The organism is Candidatus Sericytochromatia bacterium (assembly GCA_035285325.1).
Taxonomy (GTDB): domain Bacteria; phylum Cyanobacteriota; class Sericytochromatia; order S15B-MN24; family JAQBPE01; genus JAYKJB01.
The window spans coordinates 1-23,749 of sequence record JAYKJB010000066.1 but is presented as its reverse complement, the minus strand read 5'-3'; the positions used below and the strand labels follow the sequence as shown (position 1 = coordinate 23,749).

The 23,749-nt window shown below is 67.1% G+C and carries 21 protein-coding genes and 1 pseudogene; 16 read left to right on the top strand and 6 right to left on the bottom strand.

The features are described 5' to 3' along the window. The first annotated feature begins 19 nt into the window (after positions 1–19). The 6 genes and pseudogenes from VKP62_09395 (at position 20) to VKP62_09370 (ending at position 6,640) form a co-directional block, all read left to right on the top strand. Entirely contained in the window at positions 20–1,645 is a 1,626-nt protein-coding gene (locus VKP62_09395) for a hypothetical protein (protein ID MEB3197403.1), read from the top strand. Between the two features lie 131 nt (positions 1,646–1,776). Beyond that, on the top strand, positions 1,777–3,324 hold the full coding sequence (locus VKP62_09390) for a hypothetical protein (GenBank protein MEB3197402.1): 1,548 nt from the start codon (positions 1,777–1,779) through the stop codon (positions 3,322–3,324). A 138-nt stretch (positions 3,325–3,462) separates the two neighbouring features. Next, positions 3,463–3,705: a hypothetical protein gene (locus VKP62_09385; GenBank protein ID MEB3197401.1), complete on the top strand. Its 243-nt coding sequence runs from the start codon at positions 3,463–3,465 to the stop codon at positions 3,703–3,705. A 15-nt stretch (positions 3,706–3,720) separates the two neighbouring features. Further along, positions 3,721–3,996, top strand: a pseudogene (locus tag VKP62_09380) (TlpA disulfide reductase family protein). A gap of 101 nt (positions 3,997–4,097) precedes the next feature. After that, complete coding sequence (locus VKP62_09375) at positions 4,098–5,453, top strand: lipocalin-like domain-containing protein (GenBank protein MEB3197400.1); 1,356 nt, start codon at positions 4,098–4,100, stop codon at positions 5,451–5,453. Between the two features lie 206 nt (positions 5,454–5,659). Then, a complete protein-coding gene (locus VKP62_09370) occupies positions 5,660–6,640 on the top strand; it encodes a type II secretion system F family protein (GenBank protein ID MEB3197399.1) in 981 nt (326 codons plus the stop codon). Positions 6,641–6,649: 9 nt separating this feature from the next. Here VKP62_09370 and VKP62_09365 read toward each other — a convergent pair whose 3' ends face one another. After that, positions 6,650–8,125 (bottom strand): DUF3370 family protein, encoded by a 1,476-nt coding sequence (locus VKP62_09365; protein ID MEB3197398.1) that lies wholly within the window; start codon positions 8,123–8,125, stop codon positions 6,650–6,652. Positions 8,126–8,174: 49 nt separating this feature from the next. After that, positions 8,175–9,122, bottom strand: a complete 948-nt coding sequence (locus VKP62_09360) for a kelch repeat-containing protein (GenBank protein MEB3197397.1) — start codon at positions 9,120–9,122, stop codon at positions 8,175–8,177. 236 nt (positions 9,123–9,358) lie between these two features. Between VKP62_09360 and VKP62_09355 the strand changes: the two genes are divergently transcribed. From VKP62_09355 to VKP62_09340, 4 genes are all read left to right on the top strand, one after another. Beyond that, positions 9,359–9,694: a hypothetical protein gene (locus VKP62_09355; GenBank protein ID MEB3197396.1), complete on the top strand. Its 336-nt coding sequence runs from the start codon at positions 9,359–9,361 to the stop codon at positions 9,692–9,694. Between the two features lie 164 nt (positions 9,695–9,858). Further along, positions 9,859–10,539, top strand: coding sequence for a hypothetical protein (locus tag VKP62_09350; protein MEB3197395.1), 681 nt, complete (start codon positions 9,859–9,861; stop codon positions 10,537–10,539). A gap of 133 nt (positions 10,540–10,672) precedes the next feature. After that, complete coding sequence (locus VKP62_09345) at positions 10,673–11,368, top strand: carboxypeptidase-like regulatory domain-containing protein (GenBank protein MEB3197394.1); 696 nt, start codon at positions 10,673–10,675, stop codon at positions 11,366–11,368. A 32-nt stretch (positions 11,369–11,400) separates the two neighbouring features. Next, the gene (locus VKP62_09340) at positions 11,401–12,345 is read left to right on the top strand and encodes a hypothetical protein (GenBank protein MEB3197393.1); all 945 of its coding nucleotides are present in this window, start codon (positions 11,401–11,403) and stop codon (positions 12,343–12,345) included. A 71-nt stretch (positions 12,346–12,416) separates the two neighbouring features. Here VKP62_09340 and VKP62_09335 read toward each other — a convergent pair whose 3' ends face one another. Both VKP62_09335 and VKP62_09330 read right to left on the bottom strand, forming a co-directional pair. Beyond that, the gene (locus VKP62_09335; protein ID MEB3197392.1) at positions 12,417–13,418 is read right to left on the bottom strand and encodes an ankyrin repeat domain-containing protein; all 1,002 of its coding nucleotides are present in this window, start codon (positions 13,416–13,418) and stop codon (positions 12,417–12,419) included. Positions 13,419–13,446: 28 nt separating this feature from the next. Further along, the gene (locus VKP62_09330; GenBank protein MEB3197391.1) at positions 13,447–14,286 is read right to left on the bottom strand and encodes a sugar phosphate isomerase/epimerase; all 840 of its coding nucleotides are present in this window, start codon (positions 14,284–14,286) and stop codon (positions 13,447–13,449) included. 223 nt (positions 14,287–14,509) lie between these two features. On the opposite strand from VKP62_09330, the gene VKP62_09325 reads away from it, so the two are divergent. The 3 genes from VKP62_09325 to VKP62_09315 are packed head-to-tail and all read left to right on the top strand — an operon-like array spanning position 14,510 to position 18,268. Continuing rightward, positions 14,510–15,331, top strand: coding sequence for a xanthine dehydrogenase family protein subunit M (locus VKP62_09325; GenBank protein ID MEB3197390.1), 822 nt, complete (start codon positions 14,510–14,512; stop codon positions 15,329–15,331). 44 nt (positions 15,332–15,375) lie between these two features. Continuing rightward, positions 15,376–15,912: a (2Fe-2S)-binding protein gene (locus VKP62_09320; protein ID MEB3197389.1), complete on the top strand. Its 537-nt coding sequence runs from the start codon at positions 15,376–15,378 to the stop codon at positions 15,910–15,912. Then, complete coding sequence (locus VKP62_09315; GenBank protein MEB3197388.1) at positions 15,905–18,268, top strand: xanthine dehydrogenase family protein molybdopterin-binding subunit; 2,364 nt, start codon at positions 15,905–15,907, stop codon at positions 18,266–18,268. Before VKP62_09320 ends, VKP62_09315 begins: the two co-directional genes overlap by 8 nt. 146 nt (positions 18,269–18,414) lie before the next feature. Here VKP62_09315 and VKP62_09310 read toward each other — a convergent pair whose 3' ends face one another. Beyond that, a complete protein-coding gene (locus VKP62_09310) occupies positions 18,415–18,723 on the bottom strand; it encodes a helix-turn-helix domain-containing protein (GenBank protein MEB3197387.1) in 309 nt (102 codons plus the stop codon). A 281-nt stretch (positions 18,724–19,004) separates the two neighbouring features. On the opposite strand from VKP62_09310, the gene VKP62_09305 reads away from it, so the two are divergent. The 3 genes from VKP62_09305 (at position 19,005) to VKP62_09295 (ending at position 22,918) form a co-directional block, all read left to right on the top strand. Further along, positions 19,005–19,604 (top strand): hypothetical protein, encoded by a 600-nt coding sequence (locus VKP62_09305; GenBank protein ID MEB3197386.1) that lies wholly within the window; start codon positions 19,005–19,007, stop codon positions 19,602–19,604. 5 nt (positions 19,605–19,609) lie between these two features. Next, positions 19,610–20,722 (top strand): hypothetical protein, encoded by a 1,113-nt coding sequence (locus VKP62_09300; GenBank protein MEB3197385.1) that lies wholly within the window; start codon positions 19,610–19,612, stop codon positions 20,720–20,722. Positions 20,723–20,788: 66 nt separating this feature from the next. Further along, complete coding sequence (locus VKP62_09295) at positions 20,789–22,918, top strand: glycoside hydrolase family 2 TIM barrel-domain containing protein (protein MEB3197384.1); 2,130 nt, start codon at positions 20,789–20,791, stop codon at positions 22,916–22,918. A gap of 21 nt (positions 22,919–22,939) precedes the next feature. Here VKP62_09295 and VKP62_09290 read toward each other — a convergent pair. Next, positions 22,940–23,749 (bottom strand): septal ring lytic transglycosylase RlpA family protein (locus tag VKP62_09290; GenBank protein ID MEB3197383.1); only part of this gene is annotated, 810 nt, incomplete at its 5' end.

Sequence of the window (23,749 nt, the reverse complement as noted above, 5' to 3'; positions counted from 1 at the left end):
TCGCGATTGGATCGGCCCCGTGCGCACCTCCCTGGCCGCTACGCTCCTGATGCTGATCACCCTGGCCGCCTGCCAGGCACCACCGGCGCCCCCCGCCGAGCCCGGACGCAAAGCCGCCAGCCGTGCGACCAAGGTGGCCGAAGCGCCTCGGGTGCCGCTGGAGGGGCAACTCCGGGTTCCACGAACGCTCAGCGTGGCGGCCGGCGTCCGCCTCATCAGCGACCGCGGGCTCGGGCTGATCAGTGATCGCGGGCTCGGCCTGATCAGCGACCGCGGCGTGGGTCTCCAGCGCGCGCGAGGCCCTTCGTTCGTGGAGGTGGACAGGCCACGCTATCGCCTGCAGGCCCTCGAAACATCGGCCGTGGAGGGGGCGCGCGTGTTTCTGGCGGACGCCGCCGGACAGCCCATTCCCGACATTCCGTCGGTGGTGACGGATGCCGAGGGCCGCTTCCGCATGGCCCGCGTCCCGGCCGGCCTCCCCTTCGTCGTCTCGGCCGAGGTGCCCACGCCCAGCGGCAAAACGGCCGCCTTCCGCAGCCTGGTGAAGGTGGGGGAAGCGGGCGCCAGCACCCAGATCGACCCGGCCAGCACGCTGGTGACGGGCCACGTGCTGGAAGGCCTGCCGGATGGCGAGCTGGGCAGCTACAATCCGGCCCAGTTCCAGCGCGCCACCGAGGCCACCTCGCAGCAACTGACCAGCGAACGCTTGCCGGACTTCACCGACGCCGCCGACGTGCGCCGCCAGATGCAACGGCTGAGTCAGGAGGTGGCCGAGTTGCGCGACACCCTGGCGGCCTTGCGCCAGGAACTGTCCGCCCTCAAGGCCAGCCTGGCGAGCCAGCCCCCGGAGCGCCCGGCCGAGACGTCTATCCCGGCTTCGGGAGCGCCCACCGCCACCGCCACGCCCACGGGGGCATCCAACGACACGCCCAAACCTGCTGAGTCTGCTCAAGCGCCCTCGGCCACGGCCCCTCCGGGCACTCCCCCCAAGGCCAGCAGCACGCCCACCAGCGCAAGCGACTGGAGCCAGGCCAGCCTGGAAAGGCCTGACTCCCCCGCCTTCTCAGGCTGCCTGGTCGGGCAGCGCGCCCCGGCCATCGCCCACCCCCTGGTCAGCACCCTGCAAATCCGACGCGTGGCGGCGGGCGTTCCCCCGCATGCCTCACCCCTGCTGGCGGCGCTGAAGCGCGCGTCGAATTTCGCCGGCGTGGTGCCGCTGGGATGCCCGGTGTGGCTGGTCTACCTCGATCAACAAGGCCGCCTGATGGGGCTGTTCCAGCACGCGATCACCCCCGCGCTGCTGGGAATCCCGCTGGTGCTGCCAGAGCCACCGCAACCAACTTCTCCGCCGCCCAGTCAGCCAGCGGCACCCAGCTGCTCAGCACAAATCGAGCGCGCCTTCCAGGTGGGCGATCCAAACGTCGTCCATCTGGTCGTTCGCCTGGTCACCCCCAGCGGACTGGAGAAGATCGACAGTGAGAGCGTCGATGCTCCTGGGCGCACGGTCTGGCTGAAGATCGTGGAGGGCTGTCCGCTGGAGATCGACGGCCTGGATGCGCGCATGCAGACCATCGGCACGCAGCGCATTCTGGTCGCGCCTGGCGCCCAGTCGCTCCCGACCCTGTTCCCGTCAGGCCCTCCCTGACCGGCCTGAGCGAACCAAGTTCGAGCGGCTGCCGCGCCACGAGATGCCCCTTCGGAACCGGTTAAAAGGATACCCTTCGGGTATGGAAGGAACGTGTCGGCTTTTTCCCTGAACGCGGGGGAAGGTGTCCCATGCGTCATGGCGGGCTTCTCATTTTCAGCGTCGCGGCCCTGACGGCCTGCAGGGTCACGGTCACGCCCCCGGAGACCAGCGAGAGCAAGCTCGGCGCGGCGCGTCCTCGCGCGGCCGCCGCCCGCGTCCAGTACGTGCCGGTTCGCGGCACCGTGCGCATTCCCAGTGGGCTGGCGGTGGGGGCCGGCGTCAAGCTGGTCAGCGACCGTGGCCTCGGCTTGATCAGTGACCGGGGCATCTCGCTGATCAGCCCGGCGGGCTTTCAGGGCGCGCGCACGACGTACCGCCTGCTCGCTCTGGACACCGTGGCCGTGGAAGGCGCGCGGGTCATTCTGACCGACGCAGCGGGTCAGAGCCTCCCGGAAGTGGCGCCCGTGCGAACCGATGCCGGTGGCGAATTCAGCTTGCCCAGGGTGCCGGCCGGCCTGTCCTTCGTGGTGGCCGCCGAGGTGCCCACCTTCGGCGGGGCAGCGGCCACCTTCCGCAGCCTGATCCGGACCACCAAACCGGAAATTCAAACCCGGCTCGACCCAGCCACCACGCTGGTGACGAGCAACCTGGTCGAGGAACTGGGCGGCAAGCCGCTGGGAGACTTCGACCCGGCTCGCTTTCAGGAAGCCAGCGAATCCACCGCGCAGTCGCTGGTGGCCACCAAGCTGCCAGATTTCACCGACGCCACGGCCGTGAGCCGGGCCATGAAGGCCCTGCTGAACGAGGTGGCCACGCTGCGCAGCCAGGTCACGATGCTGGAGGCGGCCTTGGCCAAAGCCCTGCCCGACCCGCTGCCGAAGGCGACGGGTGAACGGGACGAATCCGGTGAAGCGAAGGAAGTCGAACGAAGCCAGGCGGAGGTCCGGGACCCAGGGAGTGCCAGCAAGGCCAGTGGCAACGTCAATCCCCCTCCTCAGGGCGCCGGCAAGGCCAGCGGTCACGCCGATGCGGGCAGCAGCGACGCGGGCAAGGCCGGCGGCGTCACCGGCACGGGTCACAGCAACATCGACCGGGCCAGCGACAGCGGCCATACGGGTAGCAGTGATGCCAACAAGGGCAGCGGAAACGCCAACGCGAGCAGCGGCAGCGACAACACGGGCAGTAGCGATGCCAACAAGGGCAGTGGAAACGCCCCTACGAGCAGCGGCAGCATCCATACGGGCAGCAGCGATGCCAGCAAGGGCAGTGGAAACGCCAACGCGAGCAGCGGAAGCGACAACACGGGCAGCAGCGATGCCAACAAGGGCAGCGGCAACTCCAACGCGGGAAGCGGCACCGGCAGTCCGGCGCCCTCAGGGGCCTGCGGCCCCGAGACACGCAAGACCTTCACGGTGAACGCGACCGGGATCGAGGAAGTCAGCGTTCACCGCGCGGACAATGGGGCCAAACTGGATGAACGAGACGTTGAACGCAGGGGTGGTCTGCTTCAGGTGGAACTCAAGGTCATCGAAGGTTGTGCCTTGATTTTCAAAGCCAAAGATAAAGATGATCGGGAACTCGGCAGCGTTCAGCACCTGCTGCAACCCGGCAGCCAAACCCTGCCCTCCCTGTTCTGACGGTGAGGTCCTTGCGCCCCGTGCTGGCGCGCTGGTTTGGTGGGCCCTGATGGGTCCCGCGGGGTCAACCGGGTCGCCTGTGTCCGCGTGACAGAGCCCTCGGAGGCTGGGTACAACCAGTGGCAGAAGGTGACCCTGATGACCCCACCCCTCCTCCCGTTTCGCTCGGCCTGGCTCGGCTTCAGCGTGCCGTTCCTGCTGGCGGGGCTGTGGCTGTGGCAAGGTTTCCCCCCCATCTCGGCCGAGCGCCTCACGATGGCGCCGCCCTCGCAGGTCGGGGCCCCCGAGGTGGCCCTGGCCACGGAGCGGGGCGACAACTGGAAGCTGTCGAGCTTGCGGGACAAACGGGCGGCCTTGATGGTGTTCTGGGCCTCCTGGTGAGGAGGCTGTCGTGCGGAGGCTCCGCACGTCGAATCGTTGCACCGTCGGTTTGGCTCCAGCGGCCTTGAAGTCGTGGGCATCAATGTGAATGACACCGACGAAGGACGGCACCGGCTGGTGAAAACTGCCCAATTGACCTATCCCCAGCTCTTGGACCAGGAGTTGAAGGTGTCCGAGGCCTATCAGATTCGTGGTCTGCCCACCGCTGTGCTGGTGGACCGCCAGGGGACGATTCGTTTCACCGGGCACACCCTGCCGCCCGACAGCCTGATTGAATCGGTTCTTAAATAAAGATTTAACAAACCTTAACCAGATTTGGAAACAGGTCTCACCCGCTTGGCCCATAACATGGAGGGGGCCTGTCGGGCCTCGTCGATCAGAGAGGCCGTGGCGTGACCCGTTCCAAGATCCTGTTGACGCTCTGTGCGCTGGGCCTCGCGGCCTGCGCCAAGCCACCCGCCGCCCCCTCTCCTGCCGCGAGGACGGGCCTCGCCGCGGTTCACAGCGCTGACCCGCAGCAGCTCGATCTGCCCACCTACGAGCGCCTGACGGCGACCGTCCTGGCCGAAGCGCTGCGGAGCGGCGATCGGGAGACGGTGAGCCTGTTCACGGCCTATGCCGAGCATCACGATCCCCAGCCCAAGTCCAGCCAGGCGATCGCGCGCCTGGCCCTCGCAGAAACGCCCGCCGCGGCAAGCCGTGAGGCTGGTGATCCGCTGCGCAGCAAGCTGGAGGCGATCGCCCAGGGCCGACTCGGTCCGCTCCACCTCACCGAACAGAGTCAGATTCGCTTTCCGCGTGACGAAGGCGACCATGCCAGCGCGCTGACCGAATGGTGGTACCTCAATGGCCACCTCGAAACGAAGGGCCTCGGGCCGCTGAAGCGTCAGTTCGGCTACGAGTTCACCCTGTTCAAGGTGGGGCCGCTGCTCCACTGGGCCCACGTGGCCGTTTCCGATCTCACGTTGAGACGGTTTCACTACGTGCGCCAGTGGATTCCCGCACGTCAGGCGCTCGGGTCAAGCGAGGGCCTGGCCCAGGCGTATGGCCCGCATCGCCTCCGCAGCCTGAGCGACCAGCGCTACGCCTTGTCCAGCGCCTTCGCGGAGGCCGGCTTCGACCTGCAACTGACCGCCCGCAAAGCCCCGCTGCTGATCGGGGGCAATGGCAAGATCGACATGCCGGAGGGCAAGGACAGCTGGTATTACAGTCAGACGCGCTTCAACGCGCAGGGCACCCTGACGGTGGGCGGCACCCCACAGACCGTGACCGGCATTTCCTGGCTCGATCACCAGTGGGGCCCATTTTTCGTCTCCGGCTTCGCCGATCGCTGGGATTGGTTTTCCCTCCAGTTCGATGACGGCAGCGATTACAATCTCTTCGCCTTCCGCGACAAGCAAGGCAACCCGGGGGCGCGCCACGTCAACCGCTCCGCCGTGGATGGCCGCGGCAGCGTCGGTTCGCGCTACACCATGGAACGGCTGGCCTGGTGGCAAAGCCCGCGGACGGGTCTGCACTACACCACCGACTGGCGCATCACCCTACCCGACACCGACGAGACGGTGGAGCTCTCCGCGCGGATCAAAAATCAGGAGGTGGCGCGCCTGCTGCCCTTCATGCAGGACCCCTTGCCGCATTACTGGGAAGGCGCCATGAGCGCCACCAAGCGCGATCGCGCGGGCAACCAGGTGAAAGGGCGCGCCTACTGCGAGCACTTCGGGCTTCAGAAGCCGGAAGGGCCAGGCTGAAGACGCGCGTCGCGTCGAAAACCGGGGGGCACCTCGACACTCCCGCCTGAACCCAGGGGTCGAACGGGAGCTGAACGAACTCAACCCGCCTGGCGCCGGGTACACAGAGGGTGCCCTGCTTGTCTGTCGCCGGTCAAATGCCCACCCGCCGAGCCCCACGCCGCCCCTCCCAACCTCGCCAGCCCCGCGGAGCCGCCCCGCTCTGGATGCCGCTGGCGCCCCGCCAGCTGGGGAGCTTCTACGCGCAGTTCGGCCGCTTGCTTCGCAGTGGCCTGCCCCCTGCTGCCGCGCTGACCAGTCTGGCCAAAGGGCGCTGGCCGCCGGCGCTCCGTGGGGTGCTGACGGGTCTCACGAACCAGGTGTCGCGGGGGGGGGCACTGGCCGAAGAGCTGTCCCGTCAAACGCCGATCATCCCGTCCTTTGACGCCGAATGGCTGGCGGCAGCCGAGGCGTCCGGGCGAACCTCCGACGGGTTGGAGGTCCTGGCCAGCCGCCATTGGCAACGCCATGAGACCAGCGTCGCACTACTGAAAAAGGGCATCTATCCCCTGCTCATGCTGAGTGCGGCCGCCCTGCTGGCGCCCTTGCAACTGGTGTTTGAAGGCCAATGGGGCGCCTACGCGCGCGCAGCCGGTCAGCCTTTGCTGGGTCTCTATGCCGGGGTCTTCGGAAGCTACTGGCTGGCCCTGGCCCCCGTGGCCCTGCCCCTGCGCAAGGGGTTGGCTCGCGCAGCCGCCTCGCTGCCGTTTGTGGGGTCGGCCCTGCGACAGCAAGCGATCGCCCACCTCGGCCTGCTGCTGGGCACCTGCCTCGGGGCGGGTCTGTCGATGTCGAAAACCTTCGCGCTGGCCGCGCACAACCTGGCCGACCCGGGTCTGCGCCGTGCCTGCCAGGCCGTCGAGGCGGAGGTCCAGCGTGGGATCTCCCTGACCGATGCCATGCGCCAACACCCGCAGGCCTTTCCAGATGAGATGCTCTCGGTGATCGAGACCGGAGAGGCTGCCGGCCGCCTCGACGAGGCCCTCGAAACGGCCAGCGAGGTCTGGAAAGAAGACGGCGATCGCGCCGCGGCTCGCCTGATCGCGGTGGCGGCCGGGGCCCTGACGGCCGTCGCGATGGGCCTGATGGGCTGGTTGATCTACCGACTCGCCTCCGGCTTTCTACACACGGTCGAACAGCTCACCTAGCCCGGCAGCCTACAAGCGCGTCACCGTGAGCAGTTGCGGGGGCGTGCAATCGGCCGGATACACCAGGCGCAGGCGGGCGTCGGTGCGTCCACCGGGGGCCACCGTCACGGTTTCAAAGGGCGTCCCCCGCTCGCCCTGACGCAAGACCAGATGAACCTGGGTCCGCCGGGGTTGCTGGCGCTCATCGTCCCAGTCGAGTTGCAGCGAGCCGCGGAAGGTGACCAGTTTCCCGGGGGTTGGCGCATAGCTGGGCGCCCCGGCCTGATTCTCGGGAATGCGCAGCGGATGCGAGAGGGCGATCGCATAGCGCCGGCTCGTTCCCTCGGGATTGTCCAGCGGAATGGTCAGGTCGTAGGTCACGCCATAGCTGCCATGCGCCTCCGGCGGGGATTCCGGATAGCGCACCACCATGCGGGGGGACTGATTCTGACGGCTGCCCAGCGTGTTCAGCGCCAGGCTGGCGATCGGAAAGCCCACACTGCTGCCTGCACTCGAGAGCACCTCGGAGGCCCGATTGAACAGGGTGCCGGTCCAGCGACTGCCCAGGCTGACTCCGCCCACTCGGCCGTAGATGAAGCTGCCGCCGGTGGGAGGCTGGCCCGGCTCATAGGCGGTCGCGGCCCGCTCCGCCGGCGCGGCCCGCTTGCCCGCGTCCAGCAAGGCTTGGAAGGCCTGCCGATCCGGCTTGTCCGAAGCGCGGCCGAACAGGGCGACCGCCGCCAGCTTGATCGGCTGGTCGACCTGAAAGCGGAACAGGCCCGAGCGTCCATTGCGCGAGGGGAGGCCAAAATTCTTGGCGGGAATCGGTTGATTGAACAGCAGCTTGGTCTCGCCAGCCGCCAGCGCAAAGGTCTCCCTCGTCAGGTTGGAACGTCCGAGCAGGAAATCCAGGGCAACCCGGTCGCCTGGGCCGGAATACACCTCGCCCCGGGGATCGGAAACGAGCGGGTCGAGATCGATGAACGGGGCGTCCGGTCCGGTCAGCCAGCTGACGCCGGCCTTCAACTCCAGGTTCGACGGGCGTTGGCCATCGTTGCGGGCCAGCAACCCCAGCCAGCAGGTGTCATTGCCGTCCATGAAGGCTGTTTCCGCCAGGTGGTGCAGGAACACCTCGAACGCCCCCGCAAAAGGGTGGTTCAGGTGAACGCCGCCCCCGGCAAAGGTGGACAGCAGCACCCCACTCTCGCGCAGCAGTTCCGGATTGTTCGAGTTGAAGACGGCCACCTCATCGAGGCCACCGGGCAGGGGGCGGATCGGGCTGTCGAGCGCGCGCCCGGGTGGCGGGGGGCTGGCGCTGGCCACCGGCAGGGGGGAGGTCCTGACGGCGGGGGCGGAGGGAACCAGCGGCGTGGCGGCCGGCCCTGGATCACGGCCCCGCGAGACCGGGCCCGCAGGCGGCACGGCCGGCGTCACGGGGGCGGCGCAGGCGGCCAGCGTCACGGACGTGGCCGCGAGCCAGAGCGGGGTTCGCAAGGTTTGGAACAAGGATGGACCTCCCGAAGGCCCCTGGGGGCCTACGGGTGCTTATTCCCCGTCAGCGGCCAAACGGAAAGGGCATGCGCCAGCCCCCTGCGCTGACGCGCCCTGCCACCACGCCCCCGGTCACCACCAGACGCTCGCCCACCCGGGCGGCCACCGCCCCGTGGCGGGCCTCTGGCAGGGACGCTCGCACCGTCCAAGTGCCACTGGTGAGGTCGAACGACTCGACGGCCGCCGTCGGCCCCTGGGCCGTCAGCCCTCCGAGCACGAAAAGATGGTAACCATAGACCGCAAAGGCCGCATGGGAGCGCGGGGTCGGCATGGCCGGGCCGGCCTTCCAGACTCCCGTGGCCGGGTCGTAGATTTCCAGACTGCCCGTGAGCCCATCCCGGGTGCGCCCCCCCACCACGACGATCCGCTGCCCCAGCGTGGCGGCCACCCCCGCTTCCCGGCCCAAGGCCAAGGGAGCCAGGGAGCGCCAGCTGCGATCGCGAGCGTCGAACCGCTCCACCGTGTCGAGCGGCCGCCCGTTGCTGCCCCCCACCACGTAAGCGAACACCCCGTGCCCCGCCGCTCCGGCGCCCCAGCGCGGCGTCGGCAGATCGGGCAAACGTTGCCAGCTGGCCGTGGCGACGTCCCACCACTCGGTGGTTCCGAGGGCCCGCCCCTCGGCCTGCCCCCCCGTCAGCAACAGACGAGGAGGATTCAGGGTCACGGCACTGGCCTGAAAGCGCGAGCCTCCCGGAGGCGGGACGGCTTCCCAGCGTTCAAAGCCCTCCAGACGATGTCCTTTCGTCAGCAGCTGACCGGCCGCGTCCCGTCCGCCGAGCACCCAGAGGCTCAGGCCAAACGCGGTGCCCGCTGCGCCCTCACGCGCGAGCGGGGCATCCGGCAACGGCGTCCAGCCATTCGTCTGAGCCCGCAGAGCCAGGGGCCCCCCCTGTGGCAGGGAGTGAGCCGGCACGTGTGCGCACCCTGCCGCCAGCAGGGCCAGTGAAGCCAATGAAACCCTCCAGCCATCAGACCGCCGCATCACGCGCCCCCTCCCAAAATAATGGTTAAGCAAAGGTAAAATATTGTATAAATATTGAGCTTGAAACGTACGTTTGTCAACCGTGTCAGGCGGCGCGGGTATGTAATCTGATGAGAGGGTCACCCGTCCTGGCCTGTGACGCTTCGCCGTGGAACGTCAACCAAGGCCTCGCACAGGGCGTGACCCTGGCCAGAGGTAGGTTTCCCATGCAAGACGCCGCTCAGAACAAGCAGGCAGCCCTGGCTGAACTGCAGGCGCGTGCCACGCTGGGTCGCGAAATTCTGCTGCGCCCGATCGTGTCCGAGAGCGATCTGGAGCAATCGCAACAGGCCCGCATCGAATGGGGCCTGGGCAACAAGAAGTTGCTTCACCAGATCTTCGGCGAGGCGGCCGGGCAGGTGCGCTTCAGCGCCAGCGGCAAGGCGGAAGAAATGCCGTTCAAGCCCAAACTGGAAGACTTCGTGCGCGAGTTTCAGCAGGTCATGATCACGCAGATCTCCGACCTCGAAAAGCTGATTCACGCCCTGAGCCGGATGCCCTGAACGCGAGACAGATGAGGAACGTCGCTGGACCGACGCTCGCGCTTCGCTTCCGAACTTAAGCCAATATTTACAGCCTGTTAAGAAACTCACCGGGGCCATGCCGCGATAAACGCCCTCAGGCCAAGGTCGAATTCTTTCAGGGGCTTTCGTCGATGATCACACGCATGTTCACTGCTTGGAGTCACTCCTGGGGCCGGATGACCGGAGGCCAGCAGGCCGCCCGCCGCGCGGGCAAACAGGTCAGCCGCCAGGCATCGGGCGCGGTGGGACGAGATGCCCTGCGTCTGCAAGGGTCCAAGCTCGCGGAAAGCCTCAATGGAGACCTCGGCAATCCCGCCTTCGCAGCCGCCATGGCCGAAGTGCGCAAGACCTTGGCCCAACGCGGCCAGTACGCCAACGTGTCGACCGGCCTGCGGCAGGCGCTGAGCCAGGCCAGCACGACCCAGGAGGCCCTTGAGGTGGCTACCCTGGCACGCAAGCTGTCCGTCGCCTTCAACCAGGCCAATCGTGGCGCCCTGAAGGAGGCCCTGGAGGTTGCGGCCGGCAAAGCGCAGCTCCATGACGAGGCCTTCGCCGTCCTGTCCGCCGTGGTGAAGACCCGCGAGGAAGCTTACGCGCTGTTTCGCCTGGCCGAGAAGCGCAAACTGGTGGAAACCGCCGTGGGTCAGTACATGGCCGTGGGCGGCTTGCCGACGGAAGAACTGGCCACCAAGGCGATCCGGCTGACCAAGGCCCGCCTCGATCAAGATTCCACGCGCGAAACCATCCGCCGGGTCGTGCAATTTGAGACGGAGGCGGAGCGCGTCCGCACCATCACCAACTTCATGCACAAGGCGCTGTCCTGACCAGGCCGGCCCCCGGCGAGCGGTTTGCCTCCCGCTTGCCGTGACCCTCCGCGGTGCCAGCGGGGACGCCCCCCTGCGCGCCAGGCCGCCACGCGGTACAATGGCGACCCCTGACCACGTGGCAAAAGGGGTCGTGTTCCGATTGCAACGCTTCGCTGTTCGTTTTCCCTGGCTGCGATGGAGCGCCGGCGTCTTGCTGGCCCTGTCGGCCTGCACGCAGCTGCCCTGTCCGCAGCCTGGCCCCCCCGGGGTGGGCGGCATGGTGCGTGGACGGGTCCTGGACCTGGAGGGCCAGGCGATCGCCGCGGCTTCCGTCGCGCCGGCTGACGTCACGGGTGCAGCCATTCCCGGCATGATGCGGGCCCGCACCAACGACCAGGGCGAATTCTGGGCCGCTCAGCTGCCCTTGGGCTTCCAGTACGTGCTGGTGGCCCGCTTTCCTGGCGCGAACGGGCTGGTGCTCTCGACCCTGGCCCGGCCGAGTGCCGATGCGCCCACGGCTCACGACATCACGCCCGCCACCTCGCTGGTGGTGCTCGCCACCATGAAAGGGCGGGCCGGCATGCCGGGCCCCTTCACGCCAACCACCTTTGCGCAGGTCGTGGCACGGGTTCAGCGTGCGCTCAGCCAGACCCAGAAACCCGACATGCGAGACGCGGGGGCCATGACCGACTGGTTGACGGCGCGCCGAGGAGAAGACCAGGCGCTCGCCACGCTGCTGGACGACCTCGCCCGGGAAAGCGCCCAACCCGGCTCACGCGAACAGCTCGAAGCCGCGGTGGGGGCCGCTCCGGTGGGCCCGCTCGACGCGTTCAAGCCATTTTTCTGAGGGAGTTCGCGTTGGCCAGTTTGTGTTCTCTTGTGCAGAGACGGCAAAGCACGCCGGGGCTCCTGGCCCGGGCCAGCCTGACCCTGGCGCTGCTGGCCAGCTGCGCATCGGAAGTGTCGCCGTGTATCGTGTCGGCCGATCGTCCGGCGCCGGGCGTCTTGATGGGGGGCATGGCCCGCATCCCGGCACGGCTGGCCGTGGCCGGCTCGACCGCCTCCCTGGAATACGAGGTGCCGATCAACCGGGGGGAGGTGTTCCTGTCCGATGCAAGTGGTGCGCCGCTGCCAGGACGGATTGCGCTCACCGGGCCCAACGGGGCCTATCAGCTGGCCGGGATCCCACCGGGACAAGCCTTCGGTGTGGTGGTCGTCGCGCGCACAGCGGACGGAAGAGACGTGCAGATGCGCACCCTGGCGCGCACGAACGTCCATGGCGCCACGGCGGATGTCGACACCGCCAGCACGCTGGCCACGGTCGGCCTGACCGAAGGGATTTCAGGGCCCGTGGGGGAATTCGACCGCGGCAGCTTCGAGCGCCTGGTGGCCATGATCGATGCGCGCCTGCCTCAGGTCGCCTCGCTCGACTTCACCGATCCAACGGCCCTGCAAGACCGGTTCAAGCTCTGGTACAGCAACGAGGCCGAGCTGCGCACGCTGGTCGATCGGCTGCGCCTCGAAATCGGACGCCCGCTTCGCAGTCTGGATGAGCAGTCACGGACGATGCTCCTGGCCCAGGGGTTACCCACCGCCATCCCGAAGCTGGCGCTTCCGGCCTCGACGACGCCTGCGACGCCGCTTCCCAGCGCGGCGGCTGGCGCAGGGGCGACGCCGTCCAGCCCGAGTGTCCCCCCCCCTGCGACCCCGGCGGCGGGCGCCGCCACGGCCACGCCGGCGCTGAGCATCAGCCCCCCGGCAAGTCCTGCCCCCTCAAACGTCGCCTCCGCGAGCCCGAGCGCCAGCCCCACCCTGCGCCCCTGACCATCTCACTGCGACAGTCCCGCGAGCCCGGCCGGCCTCGTGGACCCTGCCCCCCAATGACGGCGTCGGGGTCAGAAGCGACCGCCAATGCCGCCCGTGACGGTGCTGGGGCCATCCCACCCCAGGCGCAACTCGGTGCTGGCCGACAACGGGCCCCAACCCAGACGCAAGCCCGTGATCACCTCGGGGTAGACGATGCTGGGATTGTAACCGCCGGCAGACAGGCTTCCCAACGTCAGATGCGTGGCCCCTACCCCGAGGTAAAGCGGGCCATTGGTGACCACGGCAGCCTGCATCCGTACGAAGGCCAGATCAAGGGGACCGGTCTGCGAAAACACCGACCGCCCGTATTCGGTGCCGAGCCGAAGCGAAAACCATTCCTGCAAGCGCAGGCGGTAATGCACGCCGACGATCGGAAATTGCACCCGAGCCAAGTGCAAGCCCGCCACCGGTTCGAAGTGATGCACCGGCTCGACTCTCGGGAAAGGTGTCTTGACCGGTCCTGGGGTACGCGGCGAGCGCGGGCGGAAGGGAGCTCCCTCGGCCTCCGCAGGGGCCAAGCTGGCCCGTGCCACCGGCACCCCATACGGGCTGCGAGTCGGCTCGAGCAGCGCGCGCAGGTGATGATGCCCCTGCGTCTGGCTGTAATCGAGCGCCGTGAAGCCGTCCAGACTGAGACGTTCACGACTGGCACCACGGGCCAGCAAAAGGCGTACCACCGTGTCGTGGCCGTTCCAGGCCGCCAGCATCAGCGGCGTGTAGCCGTTGTTGTCACTGGGATCGATGGCGGCGCCACGGTCCAGCAAGTAACCCGCCAGGACGACATAGCCGCGAAACGCCGCCCAGTGGAGGGGCGTGTAGCCGTTCACGTCGCGCGCGTTGAAGCTGCCGCCCTGGCGCAGGGCCGTCTGCATGGCCCGCATGTTGCCCGCATAAATCGCGCTGATCAGGGCCTGGTCCGCCGCCTCGTCGGCCAGTGCGGGAACGGCCGTCAGCGATAGCAACGATGCCAGCCCGAACCGCCCCAGTCGCGACGTCGCCCCCCCTTCCAGGAAGCGCCACGCCTCACGCACACCCCACCTCATGCCCGACCGCCAGGCATCACAGCAGCCCTGCCAGGGCCTGTCTGCAAAACTCCGGCGCTTCTTCAGGCCCTGTCAGCCCATCCGAGGCCAGGCTGAGCCACCCCTCATAGCCGATTTCCCGCAAGGCGGCGAGCGTGTCCGCCAGGGGCGCCTGCCCGGTTCCCGGGCGGCAGAAGACGCGACGACGCTGGGCCTCCTGCCAGTCGAGGCCGTGGCGAACGACCGTGTCGAGGACCTCCACCGAGACGTCCCGCAGGCGCACCAGGTTCAGGCGCCAGCGATAGGTTTCGATGGCCTCTCGCGGATGTCCCCCGCCAACCACCCAGTGCCCGGTATCCAGGGCGAGTCCGACCAGGGCCGGGTCAGTCAGGTTCATCAACCGCTTCAATTCCGTGGCCGTCTCCACGTGGGTGCCGGCACCGGGCTGAAACGCCAGACGATAGCCTCGCTCCTCACAGCGCGCCCCGAGCTCGTTGAGCGCATCGGCCAGATTGCGCCATTCCGCCTCCAGCAGGCCGCGCGCCCCGGTGTCATGCACGCGTCCGGCCACCTGTCCGCGCCCCCTCGTGGTCGGCTCTCCCACCACCAGCAGCTGGCACCCCAGCTCACGCAGCGCATCCAGATAGGGGTTGACCTCGTTGAACGCGGCGGCGACCCCCTGGCCATCGGTCAAGCCGGGCGTGTAGCCCTGAGCAATCACGCCACAACCGGCCAGCGCCTCGGCAGAGGGCCACGCTGTCGCAGGCGTGAGCGTGAGTTCCAGCGCCGCGAAGCCGAGGCCGCGCAAGGGGCTGAACCACGTCAGCTCCGCTGAAGGCAGCTCCTGGCCGACCGCAAATGCGAGACGTGCCGACACGGACTTTCTCCTGGCTCTCTCTGGCAACCTGGTCGCTTCGAATCCGGACCAGGCTTGTTGTACCGCAATCGGGGCCCTGACGTCCACCGGCGCCCAGCAAGCATCCTCGCCCCCTTCGGACGCCGCGAGACCAGATGATCGTGATGGCCCTCACACGGGTATAACGGCAGAGAGCCGCGACGCTGCGAGCGAAGCCGCGAACCTCTGGGCGGGAGGTGAAGGCGTGAATTTCCTGCAACCCAACAGCCTGGCCGACGCGCTGCAGTGGAAGTCGCAGCACGGCGATGACGCGCGTTTTCTCGCCGGCGGCACGGACCTGGTGGTGCTGCGCAATCGCGGTCTGGTGCGCGGACGCGTGTGGATCGACCTCAGTCAGGTCGGCGAATTGCGCACGCTGCAGACCACCGACGAGGCCCTGCAAATCGGCGCCATGTGCCCGCACGCCTGGCTGGAAGAGAGCCCTCTCACAGCCCTGGCGGAGGCCGCCGCCTCGATCGGCGGGCCCCAGATTCGCAACCGGGGAACGGTCGGAGGCAATGTCGGAAATGCCAGTCCAGCCGGCGATCTGTCGGTGGCGCTGCTGGCCCACGACGCCCATGTGACCCTGCGCAGCCTGCGTGGCGTCCGGACGCTGCCCCTGACGGAATTCTTTCTGGCGCCGGGCAAGACGGCCTTGGCCCCGGATGAAATGATCACCCAGTTTCAGCTATCGAACCGGCTGCGCTCCGCCTGGCACAAGGTAGGCAAGCGTGACGCCACCGCCATTTCCGTCGTGGCAGCCGCCGTCTCACAAGGCCCCGCCGGGGAGGTTCGCGTGGCGCTGGGCTCGGTGGCCCCGCGCCCGCTGCGCGTGACGCCCGTTGAGGCGATGCTGTCCCGCGACGGTCTCACCCCCGACAGCGCCCGCGCAGCGGGTGACATGGTGCGAGAACTGATTCAGCCGATCAGCGACCACCGTGCCTCGGCTGACTACCGCCGAGACGTCGCCGGCACGATTGTCTCGCGCTTGCTGCACCAGCTGCTTGATCCGCCCGTCAGGTCGTGACGCGTCACAGCGTCCACCTGGGCCCCTGAAGGAGTGTCGCCCGCATGCTGATCGAACGCACCCACGACGAGCGCTTCGACCCATCCTGGACAGTCTGTTTCAGCTTGAACGGCGTTCGGCAGACCCTCGCGGTCGATCCCAGCTGGACGCTGTTCGAGGTCTTGCGCCAACAGCTCGACCTGATCGGCACGAAAGGCGCCTGTCTGGAGGGCGAATGTGGCTCTTGCAGCGTGCTCGTCGATGGTCTTGCGATGAACGCCTGCCTGATCATGGCGCCTCAGGTGGAAGGACGGTCGGTCGTGACGGTGGAAGGCCTGCAGACGCAAGGCCGCCTGTCTCCGGTTCAACAAGCCTACGTGGCCTGTGGGGCAGTGCAGTGCGGCTACTGCACCCCGGGCCTGGTCGTCGCCACCGAGGGCCTGCTGGCCCAAGACCCCTCACCCAGCCCGGAACGCATCCGAAGGGGGCTGGAGGGCAACATCTGCCGCTGCACGGGCTACATGAAAATCCAGCAAGCGGTCGAACTGGCCTGCGCCCTCCGGCGCGGGGACCCACCGCACGAGGAGCCCAGGAATGCCTGACCTGCCCCCTTCGTCTGCCGCAACCCGCCCTGTGCCCCCCGCGCGAGAGCTGCCACGCGCCCTGCAGCCGACGCCCACGCGGGCTGCGCCCCCGAAGCCGGCGGCCCTGGGCGCCAGCCTCACGCGGGCCGATGCCCACCCGAAGGTCATGGGCGAGACGCGTTACGGGGCCGACTTGTGGGTGCCCGGCATGCTCTGGGCGAGCGTCGTTCGCGCGCACCACCCGCATGCGGAGATCGTGGCCATCGAGACCCACGCAGCGGAAGCGCTGCCCGGCGTGGTGGCGGTGCTGACCGGCAATGACGTGCCCGGCACCAATTCACACGGGCTGATCCGGCGCGATCAGGAGGTGCTCGCTACCCAGAAGGTGCGTTACTTGGGGGACGCCGTGGCTCTGATCGTCGCCAAGGACCGCGCCACCGCCGAGCGCGCGCGAGAGCTCGTGAAGGTCGACTACCGGGTGCTGCCGGGGGTGTTTTCGATCGATCAGGCCCTGGCCCCGGACGCCCCGGCCATTCACGCCCACGGGAACCGCATGGGCTCGCAGCGCATTCGCAAGGGCGACGCCCGCCGAGCCCTGGCCGAGGACTGCGACGTGGTGGTGACGCACACGCTCGAAACCCAGTCCGTCGACCACGCATTCCTCGACATCGAAGCGGGCTATGCCAGCCTCGACGGGCAAACCCTGGTGATTCATGCCGCGGGCCAATGGGTCCACGAGGAGGCCAGGCTGGTGGCCATGGCGCTGGGGCTGCCGCTGGAACGCGTGCGCATCATCCAGCCCCCCACGGGCGGGGCCTTCGGCGGCCGAGAGGACATTTCCATCCAGATCTACCTGGGGCTGGCCGTGTTGAAAACCGGGAAGCCGGTCGGACTGCATTACACGCGCGCCGAGTCCATGGTGGCGCGCCACAAGCGCCATCCATTGCGCATTCACTACACCCTGGGGGCCAAGCAGGACGGCACCTTGGTGGCTGCCGAGGTGGAGATCTTCGCCGACGAAGGCGCCTACGCGAGCACCGGCATAGCCGTGCTGAGAAAGGCGGCCAGTCACGCCACCGGGCCCTACCGGGTGCCCCACATTCACGTCGACGCGCACGGCCTGTACACCAACCAGAACCCCACGGGCGCCATGCGGGGGTTTGGCGCCTGTCAGCTGGCGATCGCCTACGAGGCCACCATCGACAAGCTGGCCGAACGGCTGGACCTCGATCGGGTGGCGCTGAGGCGTCAGAACCTGATTCAGGCCGGAGACATGGTCACCACCACCCAGCGCATCCCGGTGGTCTCGGTGCAGGCCTGCCTGGAGGAAGCCGCCCGCCGCATCGGTTGGGAACACCGCAACACCCTTCCCGACCCGGAGCAGCCCTGGCTCAAACGCGGTTTCGGCATCAGCACGTTTTGTTTCGGATTGGGTTACGGGGACGGGTTTCCGGATGCAAGCCGAGCCTGGGTGCGACTCAACCAGGAGGGCCTGGTCGAGGTCGCCACGGGTGGCGTGGAGGTGGGCCAAGGCCTGCATATGATGTGCGCCCAGGTGGCAGGCGAAGAACTGGGCGTCGATCCGCGCACGGTCCAGGTGCTGCTGGCCGATACCGCTCTGACACCGGAAGCCGGCTCGAGTTCAGCCACACGCCAGACCTTTTTCACCGGCAATGCGGTGCGCCTGGCGGCCACCGAACTCAAACGCCAGATTTTCGACGTGGCCACGCACCTGCTGCCGGTCCACCCGGAGGAAATGGCCCTGGCGGACGGCTGGCTGTATCACCGCGAGAGCCCGACGCGAAAGGTGTCTTTCGTTCAGATCCTCTCCGAGGCGCGCCGCCGCGGCATCGTGCTGGAGGCACGCAGCCACTTTCAACCCAACACCGTCCCCTCAGCCGGTGATAGCGGCCTGTCTCCGCGTGCCTTCATCACCTACCTGTTCGGCGCCCACGCCTGCGAGGTGCTCGTCGATACCGAAACCGGTGCGGTCCGCCCGGTGCGCATTGTCGCGGTCCACGATGTGGGTCGCGCGATCAACCCGCAACTGGTGGAGGGACAGATCGAGGGGGGCGTGGTGCAGGGATTGGGCATGGCCCTCATGGAGGAGGTGCTGATGCGAGAAGGCAAGATGCTGAATCCTGGCTTTACGGACTACATCTTGCCCACCATGGTCGACACGCCCCCGATCGAGGCGGTGATCCTGGAGCATTACGATCCGGAAGGCCCGTTTGGCGCACACGGCGTGGGCGAACCGCCCCTGATCGGGACGCCACCAGCCATTTTGGGCGCCATTCATGACGCCATCGGGGTCCAGATCACGCAGACGCCGGCCACGCCCGAACGCGTTTGGCGGGCGCTCCGACCCCACTGACGCCTTCCCCCCGTCGCTCGCCGGCTGGCGACTGCATCGCCGTTCCAGCGAGGTCCTCGCCCCACCTTGATCGCGGCGCTCCATCGAGCGGGCCCTGACCGCCGAGAGGGGTGACGAGAGGGCTGAAGCGGTCAAGGGGAGGGCATTCAGCCGTCGCCGTCTGGCTCGGAAGGCAACTGGCCATGCCGATAGGCGAGGAAACTTTGAAACAGCGCATCCTGGGCCAGCGCACGCTCCGCCTGTTCAGCCGGGTCATCGGGCAGCCAGCTCAGCAGATCCCCGGGCTGACAGCCGATGGCCTGACACAGGTCGGCCACGATCGGCAAGGAGAGGTCGATCGGGGGAACGGCCCCCCGCAACTCATGGCCCAGGGAAAATCCCAGGCGCAATTCCAGGGCGTCAAACGACAACCCTTCGCGCGCCATGGTGTCCACCAGATGCCAGCGCAAGCCCATCAGGCCCTCCCGCGTCCCGCCGAATCGTAAATTAGCGGCTGTAAGACTTGCCTGTCAACGGTTTGAAGCTCGCGGAGAACGCTTGGTAAGGCATCACAGCCGTCGGGGAGCGTCAGCTGTTACGCTGCAATCACCCACCTTGGGACGGGGGGGCCGATGGGCCCGCGCCCGACCCAAAGGTGGCTCAAAGCGAGCAACAAAGCTCGTTTGAGACGATTCGGAAACCCATGTGCCGGGTAACATAGTCTTGCGCAGGAATGCCAGGTTTTGAGGAACGCCAGTTGAATTCGACGCAAAACCGAGTGTTGCGCGGAGTCCGCTTGGGGCTTTTGTGGGCGGGGGTCGCGCTGGGCCTCTCGGCCTGCAAGTTCTTTGACCTGGGCAACCCGTTGTTGCCCAAGTCTCGGGCCGTCGCCTTTCCCGAGCCCAGCATGATCAACGTCCAGATCACCTACCAGCGGTCGACCAACGTCTTCAACGTGCAGGCCGAGGACGTCACCGTCAGGGTGCAAAGCTTCCCGAATGACGCGGGTCCTGGCGTGCAATTCGAGGGCTATACCGCCGAGTACCTCGATCAGACGGGGTTGCCGATCGCCAGCCTGTTGCTCTCCAAGGTGGACCTCGATATTTCGGGCTATCTGCCCCCGGCCTCGAGCCAGCGGCCGGCCAACCTGGAATTGACCCTGCCCATCTACAACCAGCAGGTGCGGGGTTACGGCATCGACCAGGTCTTCGTCTTCAAGCCAACCCCCGCTTTGAATCGTCAGCTGATCCACACGATCACCTGCCGCGTCACCCTGAAGGGGGTAGATGACAACTTCAACGAGGTCGAGATCCCTGTCAGCGTTCCGATCCGCTTCGAGGGGAATATCTCAGAATGAGACAGATGCACACACTTCGCCGCACACTGGGAGCCGCTCTCTGCTTGCTGGCCGCCGCAACGGGCGTGGCCGGTTGCGATACCAACGCGCTGGTGACGCAATACCCGGCGCTGTCACCCATCATCGGACCGCGGGCCAAGAAAGCCCCCACCGTGATCCAGCGGGGGCATTTGCACGGCAAGGTGGTGAAGTCGGATGGCAAGGTGCAGGGCAACGCCTTTGTCACGACCGGAGGGGCCTACGCCTTCACTGCGGAGATCAGCGAAACCAGCCCCCCTGAGTTCGTGGAAGACAAGGACAACAACAAGGACAGGCAGTACGTCGAGGGCCACGAGTTCGAAGATGGTAGCGTCGCAGACGCCCTGCGCATTCTGAGAAAGTTCCCTTCCTCCAACAAACCGGATGGCAAATACTTTTACCTCAAGCATGGTGAATTCCTGCTGGAGGGCATTCCAGAAGGCGACGTGCTGGTCACCGCCTCTTTCCAGGATGTGGTGGGGGCGCCCCAGCGCTTCACGATCCAGCCCAACTTCCTGCTGCGTGACGCCGACTTCACGCTGGACATCCCCCCGACGCTGGACCTCGATGACAAGGGCCTGCCGCCAAGTATCCTCGAGTGGACCGCTTCGGAGCCGCCCACGGGCATCACCTTGAAGGTGGTTCAACGCAGCACCCTGGGCCCCGATGGCCAACCCGGGCCGCCTGAAACCAATGTCACGTACAATCCGGAACCACCGGACGTGGGGCTCACGCTGCGGTCGCCCCCGGGCAGCCGTGGCGCCCTGATCACCGGATATTCGGTCTTCTACACCTACAACACGCCCCGCCGGGCTGCCGAGACACCACCCAAGCCGGCCATCGCGACCCCCAAGACCGAAGTTCCCACCCCGCCGCTGCTGGTGCCTCCGGCCAACCAGCAGACCTTCGGGCCTTCGGTGAACCTGGTCATACCGGTCGGCTCGGTCTCCTTGAAGAACTTCTTCACGCCGGCCGATCCGCTGGACCAACCCTTGCTGGTGGTGGCGCGCATCCGTTTTCTCAGTGGTTCGAACGAGATCAACGGACGGAACAACCGCCCTCTGGAAGTGGCTGTTCCGATGCGTGCCCTGTCGAACTAGTCCGCGAGGACGTTCCGCCCGGCCTGTTCGGGCTGACGCCTTGCCTCGGAGGGTTCCAGGTTGGACGTGGTCACGCTGGATTTATCGGGCCCCTGGCAACTGCGGCCTGTCGCGACCAGCGACGGGCCGCCTGCCCCTGAAGATGGGTGGCATGAGCAGCAGCTGCCGGCGCACTGGCAGGAACACCCTGCGCTCAGCACGCACACAGGCACGGTGTGGTACCGCAAGCGATTTTCCTTCACGGCGCCCGATCAGGCAGGCCTGAGTCACCACCTGCGTTTGCGAGGAGTGTTCTACCGCTTCCGCATTCACCTCAACGGCCAGTTCGTGGGTGCCTCGGAAGGCTATTTCTTCCCGCAGGACTTCGACATCACCGCGGCCTTGCGCGCGGAGAACGAGCTGCTGATCGAAGTGGAAAGCCCGATCGAGCGTTCCTGCCTGGAAAAAGAGACCATCACAGGCGTCTTTGCGCATTGGGACGCCCTCTCGAGCTATCGCTACAATGCCGGCGGGCTCTGGTTGCCCGTGGAAATCGTGTCACGGCCCGCGCTCTCGATCGCCTCCGCCCTGTGGCATCTGACAGACTTCAACGACACGCAAGCCGAGGTGTCCATGCGCGTCGATGTGCGCGTGCCGGAGGCCTGTCAGGGAGCATGGCAGGTGACCTTTTCTCCCCACAACTTCGCGGGGGAGGCCCAGCATTTCGAGGGGTTGGTCACGCTGCCCGCTGGACGATATGGCTGGCACCACCACCTGAAATTGCCCCAGTACCGCCTCTGGTGGACGCACGACCTGGGTTTTCCGGCCCTCTACCGTGTCCAGGTGACGCTCACGGTCGGGGAACAACGCACCGCCTGGGAAACCATCACCGGGCTCCGCACCTGGGAGATGCGCGATTACATCGCCTATCTGAATGGGCGGCGACTGTACGTGAAAGGCAGCAACTACCCTCCCGGTGATGCCCGCCTGGCCAGCATGACGCCCGAGCGCGCCCACATCGACCTGCAATGGGCCAAGCAAGCGCACATGAACATGCTGCGGGTCCACGCCCACGTGGACCACCCAGCCCTCTATGGGGCCGCCGATGAGGCCGGTGTGCTGCTCTGGCAGGACTTTCCGCTGCAATGGCTGTACGCCAGAAAAATCCTGCCAGAGGCGCTGCGCCAATCCCAGGAAATGGTGCGCATGCTGCACCACCACCCGAGCATCGTGATCTGGTGCCTGCACAATGAACCGCTGCACGTGGATGACACCAGTGTGGAGCCGCTGCTGCGCCAGCTGCGCACCTACTGGAGCCTTTTCCGCAGCTGGAACCGGGATGTCATGGGCTCCCAGCTGGTCCAGGCAGTCAGCCATCTGGACCAGAGCCGCACCGTGATCCGTTCCTCGGGCGAAATGTGGATTCCAGGCTGGTTATCTGGCACCGACGGCCACTACTACTTCGGCTGGTACATGTCCTACGGGCCCAAGCGGTGGTTTGATCTCTGGCGACGCCTGTTCCCACGCAACCTGCGCTTCGTAACGGAATTCGGCGCCCAGAGCTTTCCCAATTACGAACACGCGCGCACCTTCTTGCCCGATGACCTGCGTGGTTCCGACTGGCGCCACCTGAATCGCCAGTACCTGCTTCAGTGGGAGCTGATGAGCCTGTGGATCGACACGGGGTCTCATCAACTGGCGCCTCTGGTCGAGGCCAGTCAAACCTATCAGGCCGAGCTTCAGCGCTATTACGTCGATCGGCTGCGTTTTCACAAGTACCGACCGAATGGGGGCTTCCTGAACTTCATGTTCACGGATTCCCAGCCCGGGGTCAGCTGGTCCATCATCGACTACTGGCGGAGCCCCAAGCAGTCCTATCACGCCTACAAGTTGGCCCTCTCCCCCCAGTATGTGTTTTGCCTGACGCCGCGCGACCGCTACCGACCGGGCAAGCGCTATCGGCTGCCAATCCATGTGGTCAACGATGCGCATGAGCCTCGCCAGGTGGCGATCGCGGTGAGCTTGCTCGCACCGGATGGCCGCGCCCAACACGAGCAGACCCACCATCTGACGCTGGAAGCCGACTGTCAGGCCGTATCGCTGGGGCTACTGCCCTTCCAGCCAACCAGCGAAGGGAACTGGCAATTGCGCCTGACGCTGAGCCAACCTGGCGAAACGGATCTGGTCAACGCCTACGATCTGCCCGTCGGCCGATGACGTGAGCGCTCCGCGCGACGCTCAGGGCTGAAGGATATCGATGCGAACGCTGCCGACCCCATCAATTTTCAGAACCCGCGCCGCGGCGGCGGACAGGTCGATTTCCCGGCCTTTCACATAAGGCCCTCGATCGTTGATGCGCACCAGACACGAGCGATGATTGCGCGTGTTGGTCACCAGCAGCACCGTCCCGAAGGGCAAGGTCTTGTGCGCGGCCGTCATGGAATTCTGGTTGAAGCGTTCGCCACTGGCCGCCCGACGGCCATTGAAGCCCGGGCCATACCACGAAGCGCGGCCCGTCAGCGTGCCGGAGAACAGCCCGCCACGGGAGGCAGCCAGTCGGAAGGGCGCCCCCCCCACCGCCATCCGCATATTGTCGAGCCAGCGCAGCACCAAACTGGTGGAACGGCCTCCACCCGCCCGGGCCAAGCGTTCGTCGACCGTCAGCAAGGTTTCGCCGCCCGCCACAATGGCGTAGCTGCCGCGCCGGCGCGCCGGCGTGATGAGGTCGGCGCGCATATGACCGTTGGCCTGCGCCCGGTTGACGGCGTCCGCGATGGGTTGCGCCCGCGTGCCGTCATCCCCCGTCAACGTCAGGACGCGCCGAAGATTGACATACAGGTCGGAACGCAAGGTCCCGTCTGGCGCCATCGAGACCACCACATTGGCGAAGCGAGGGTGGCTGCTGAGCAGTTCCGCCCCTGCGTTCATCACCTTGGCCTGCACCTCTGGTGCGTTGATGTCGCCCATCTCGGGACTGTTGGGGGCCGTCGCGTAGGCGGAGTCCGGCTCATAAATGTCCAGCGCCTGAGCCGTGCCGCAAGGCCAGAG

Bases quoted from the DNA above. Each gene is read 5' to 3' on its own strand.
- VKP62_09310 (MEB3197387.1), bottom strand. From the start codon at position 18,723: ATGGGCTTGCGCTGGCATCTGGTGGACACCATGGCGCGCGAAGGGTTG.
- VKP62_09350 (MEB3197395.1), top strand. From the start codon at position 9,859: ATGTTCACTGCTTGGAGTCACTCCTGGGGCCGGATGACCGGAGGCCAG.
- VKP62_09370 (MEB3197399.1), top strand. From the start codon at position 5,660: ATGCCGCTGGCGCCCCGCCAGCTGGGGAGCTTCTACGCGCAGTTCGGC.
- VKP62_09390 (MEB3197402.1), top strand. From the start codon at position 1,777: ATGCGTCATGGCGGGCTTCTCATTTTCAGCGTCGCGGCCCTGACGGCC.
- VKP62_09320 (MEB3197389.1), top strand. From the start codon at position 15,376: ATGCTGATCGAACGCACCCACGACGAGCGCTTCGACCCATCCTGGACA.
- VKP62_09385 (MEB3197401.1), top strand. From the start codon at position 3,463: ATGACCCCACCCCTCCTCCCGTTTCGCTCGGCCTGGCTCGGCTTCAGC.
- VKP62_09315 (MEB3197388.1), top strand. From the start codon at position 15,905: ATGCCTGACCTGCCCCCTTCGTCTGCCGCAACCCGCCCTGTGCCCCCC.
- VKP62_09355 (MEB3197396.1), top strand. From the start codon at position 9,359: ATGCAAGACGCCGCTCAGAACAAGCAGGCAGCCCTGGCTGAACTGCAG.
- VKP62_09300 (MEB3197385.1), top strand. From the start codon at position 19,610: ATGCACACACTTCGCCGCACACTGGGAGCCGCTCTCTGCTTGCTGGCC.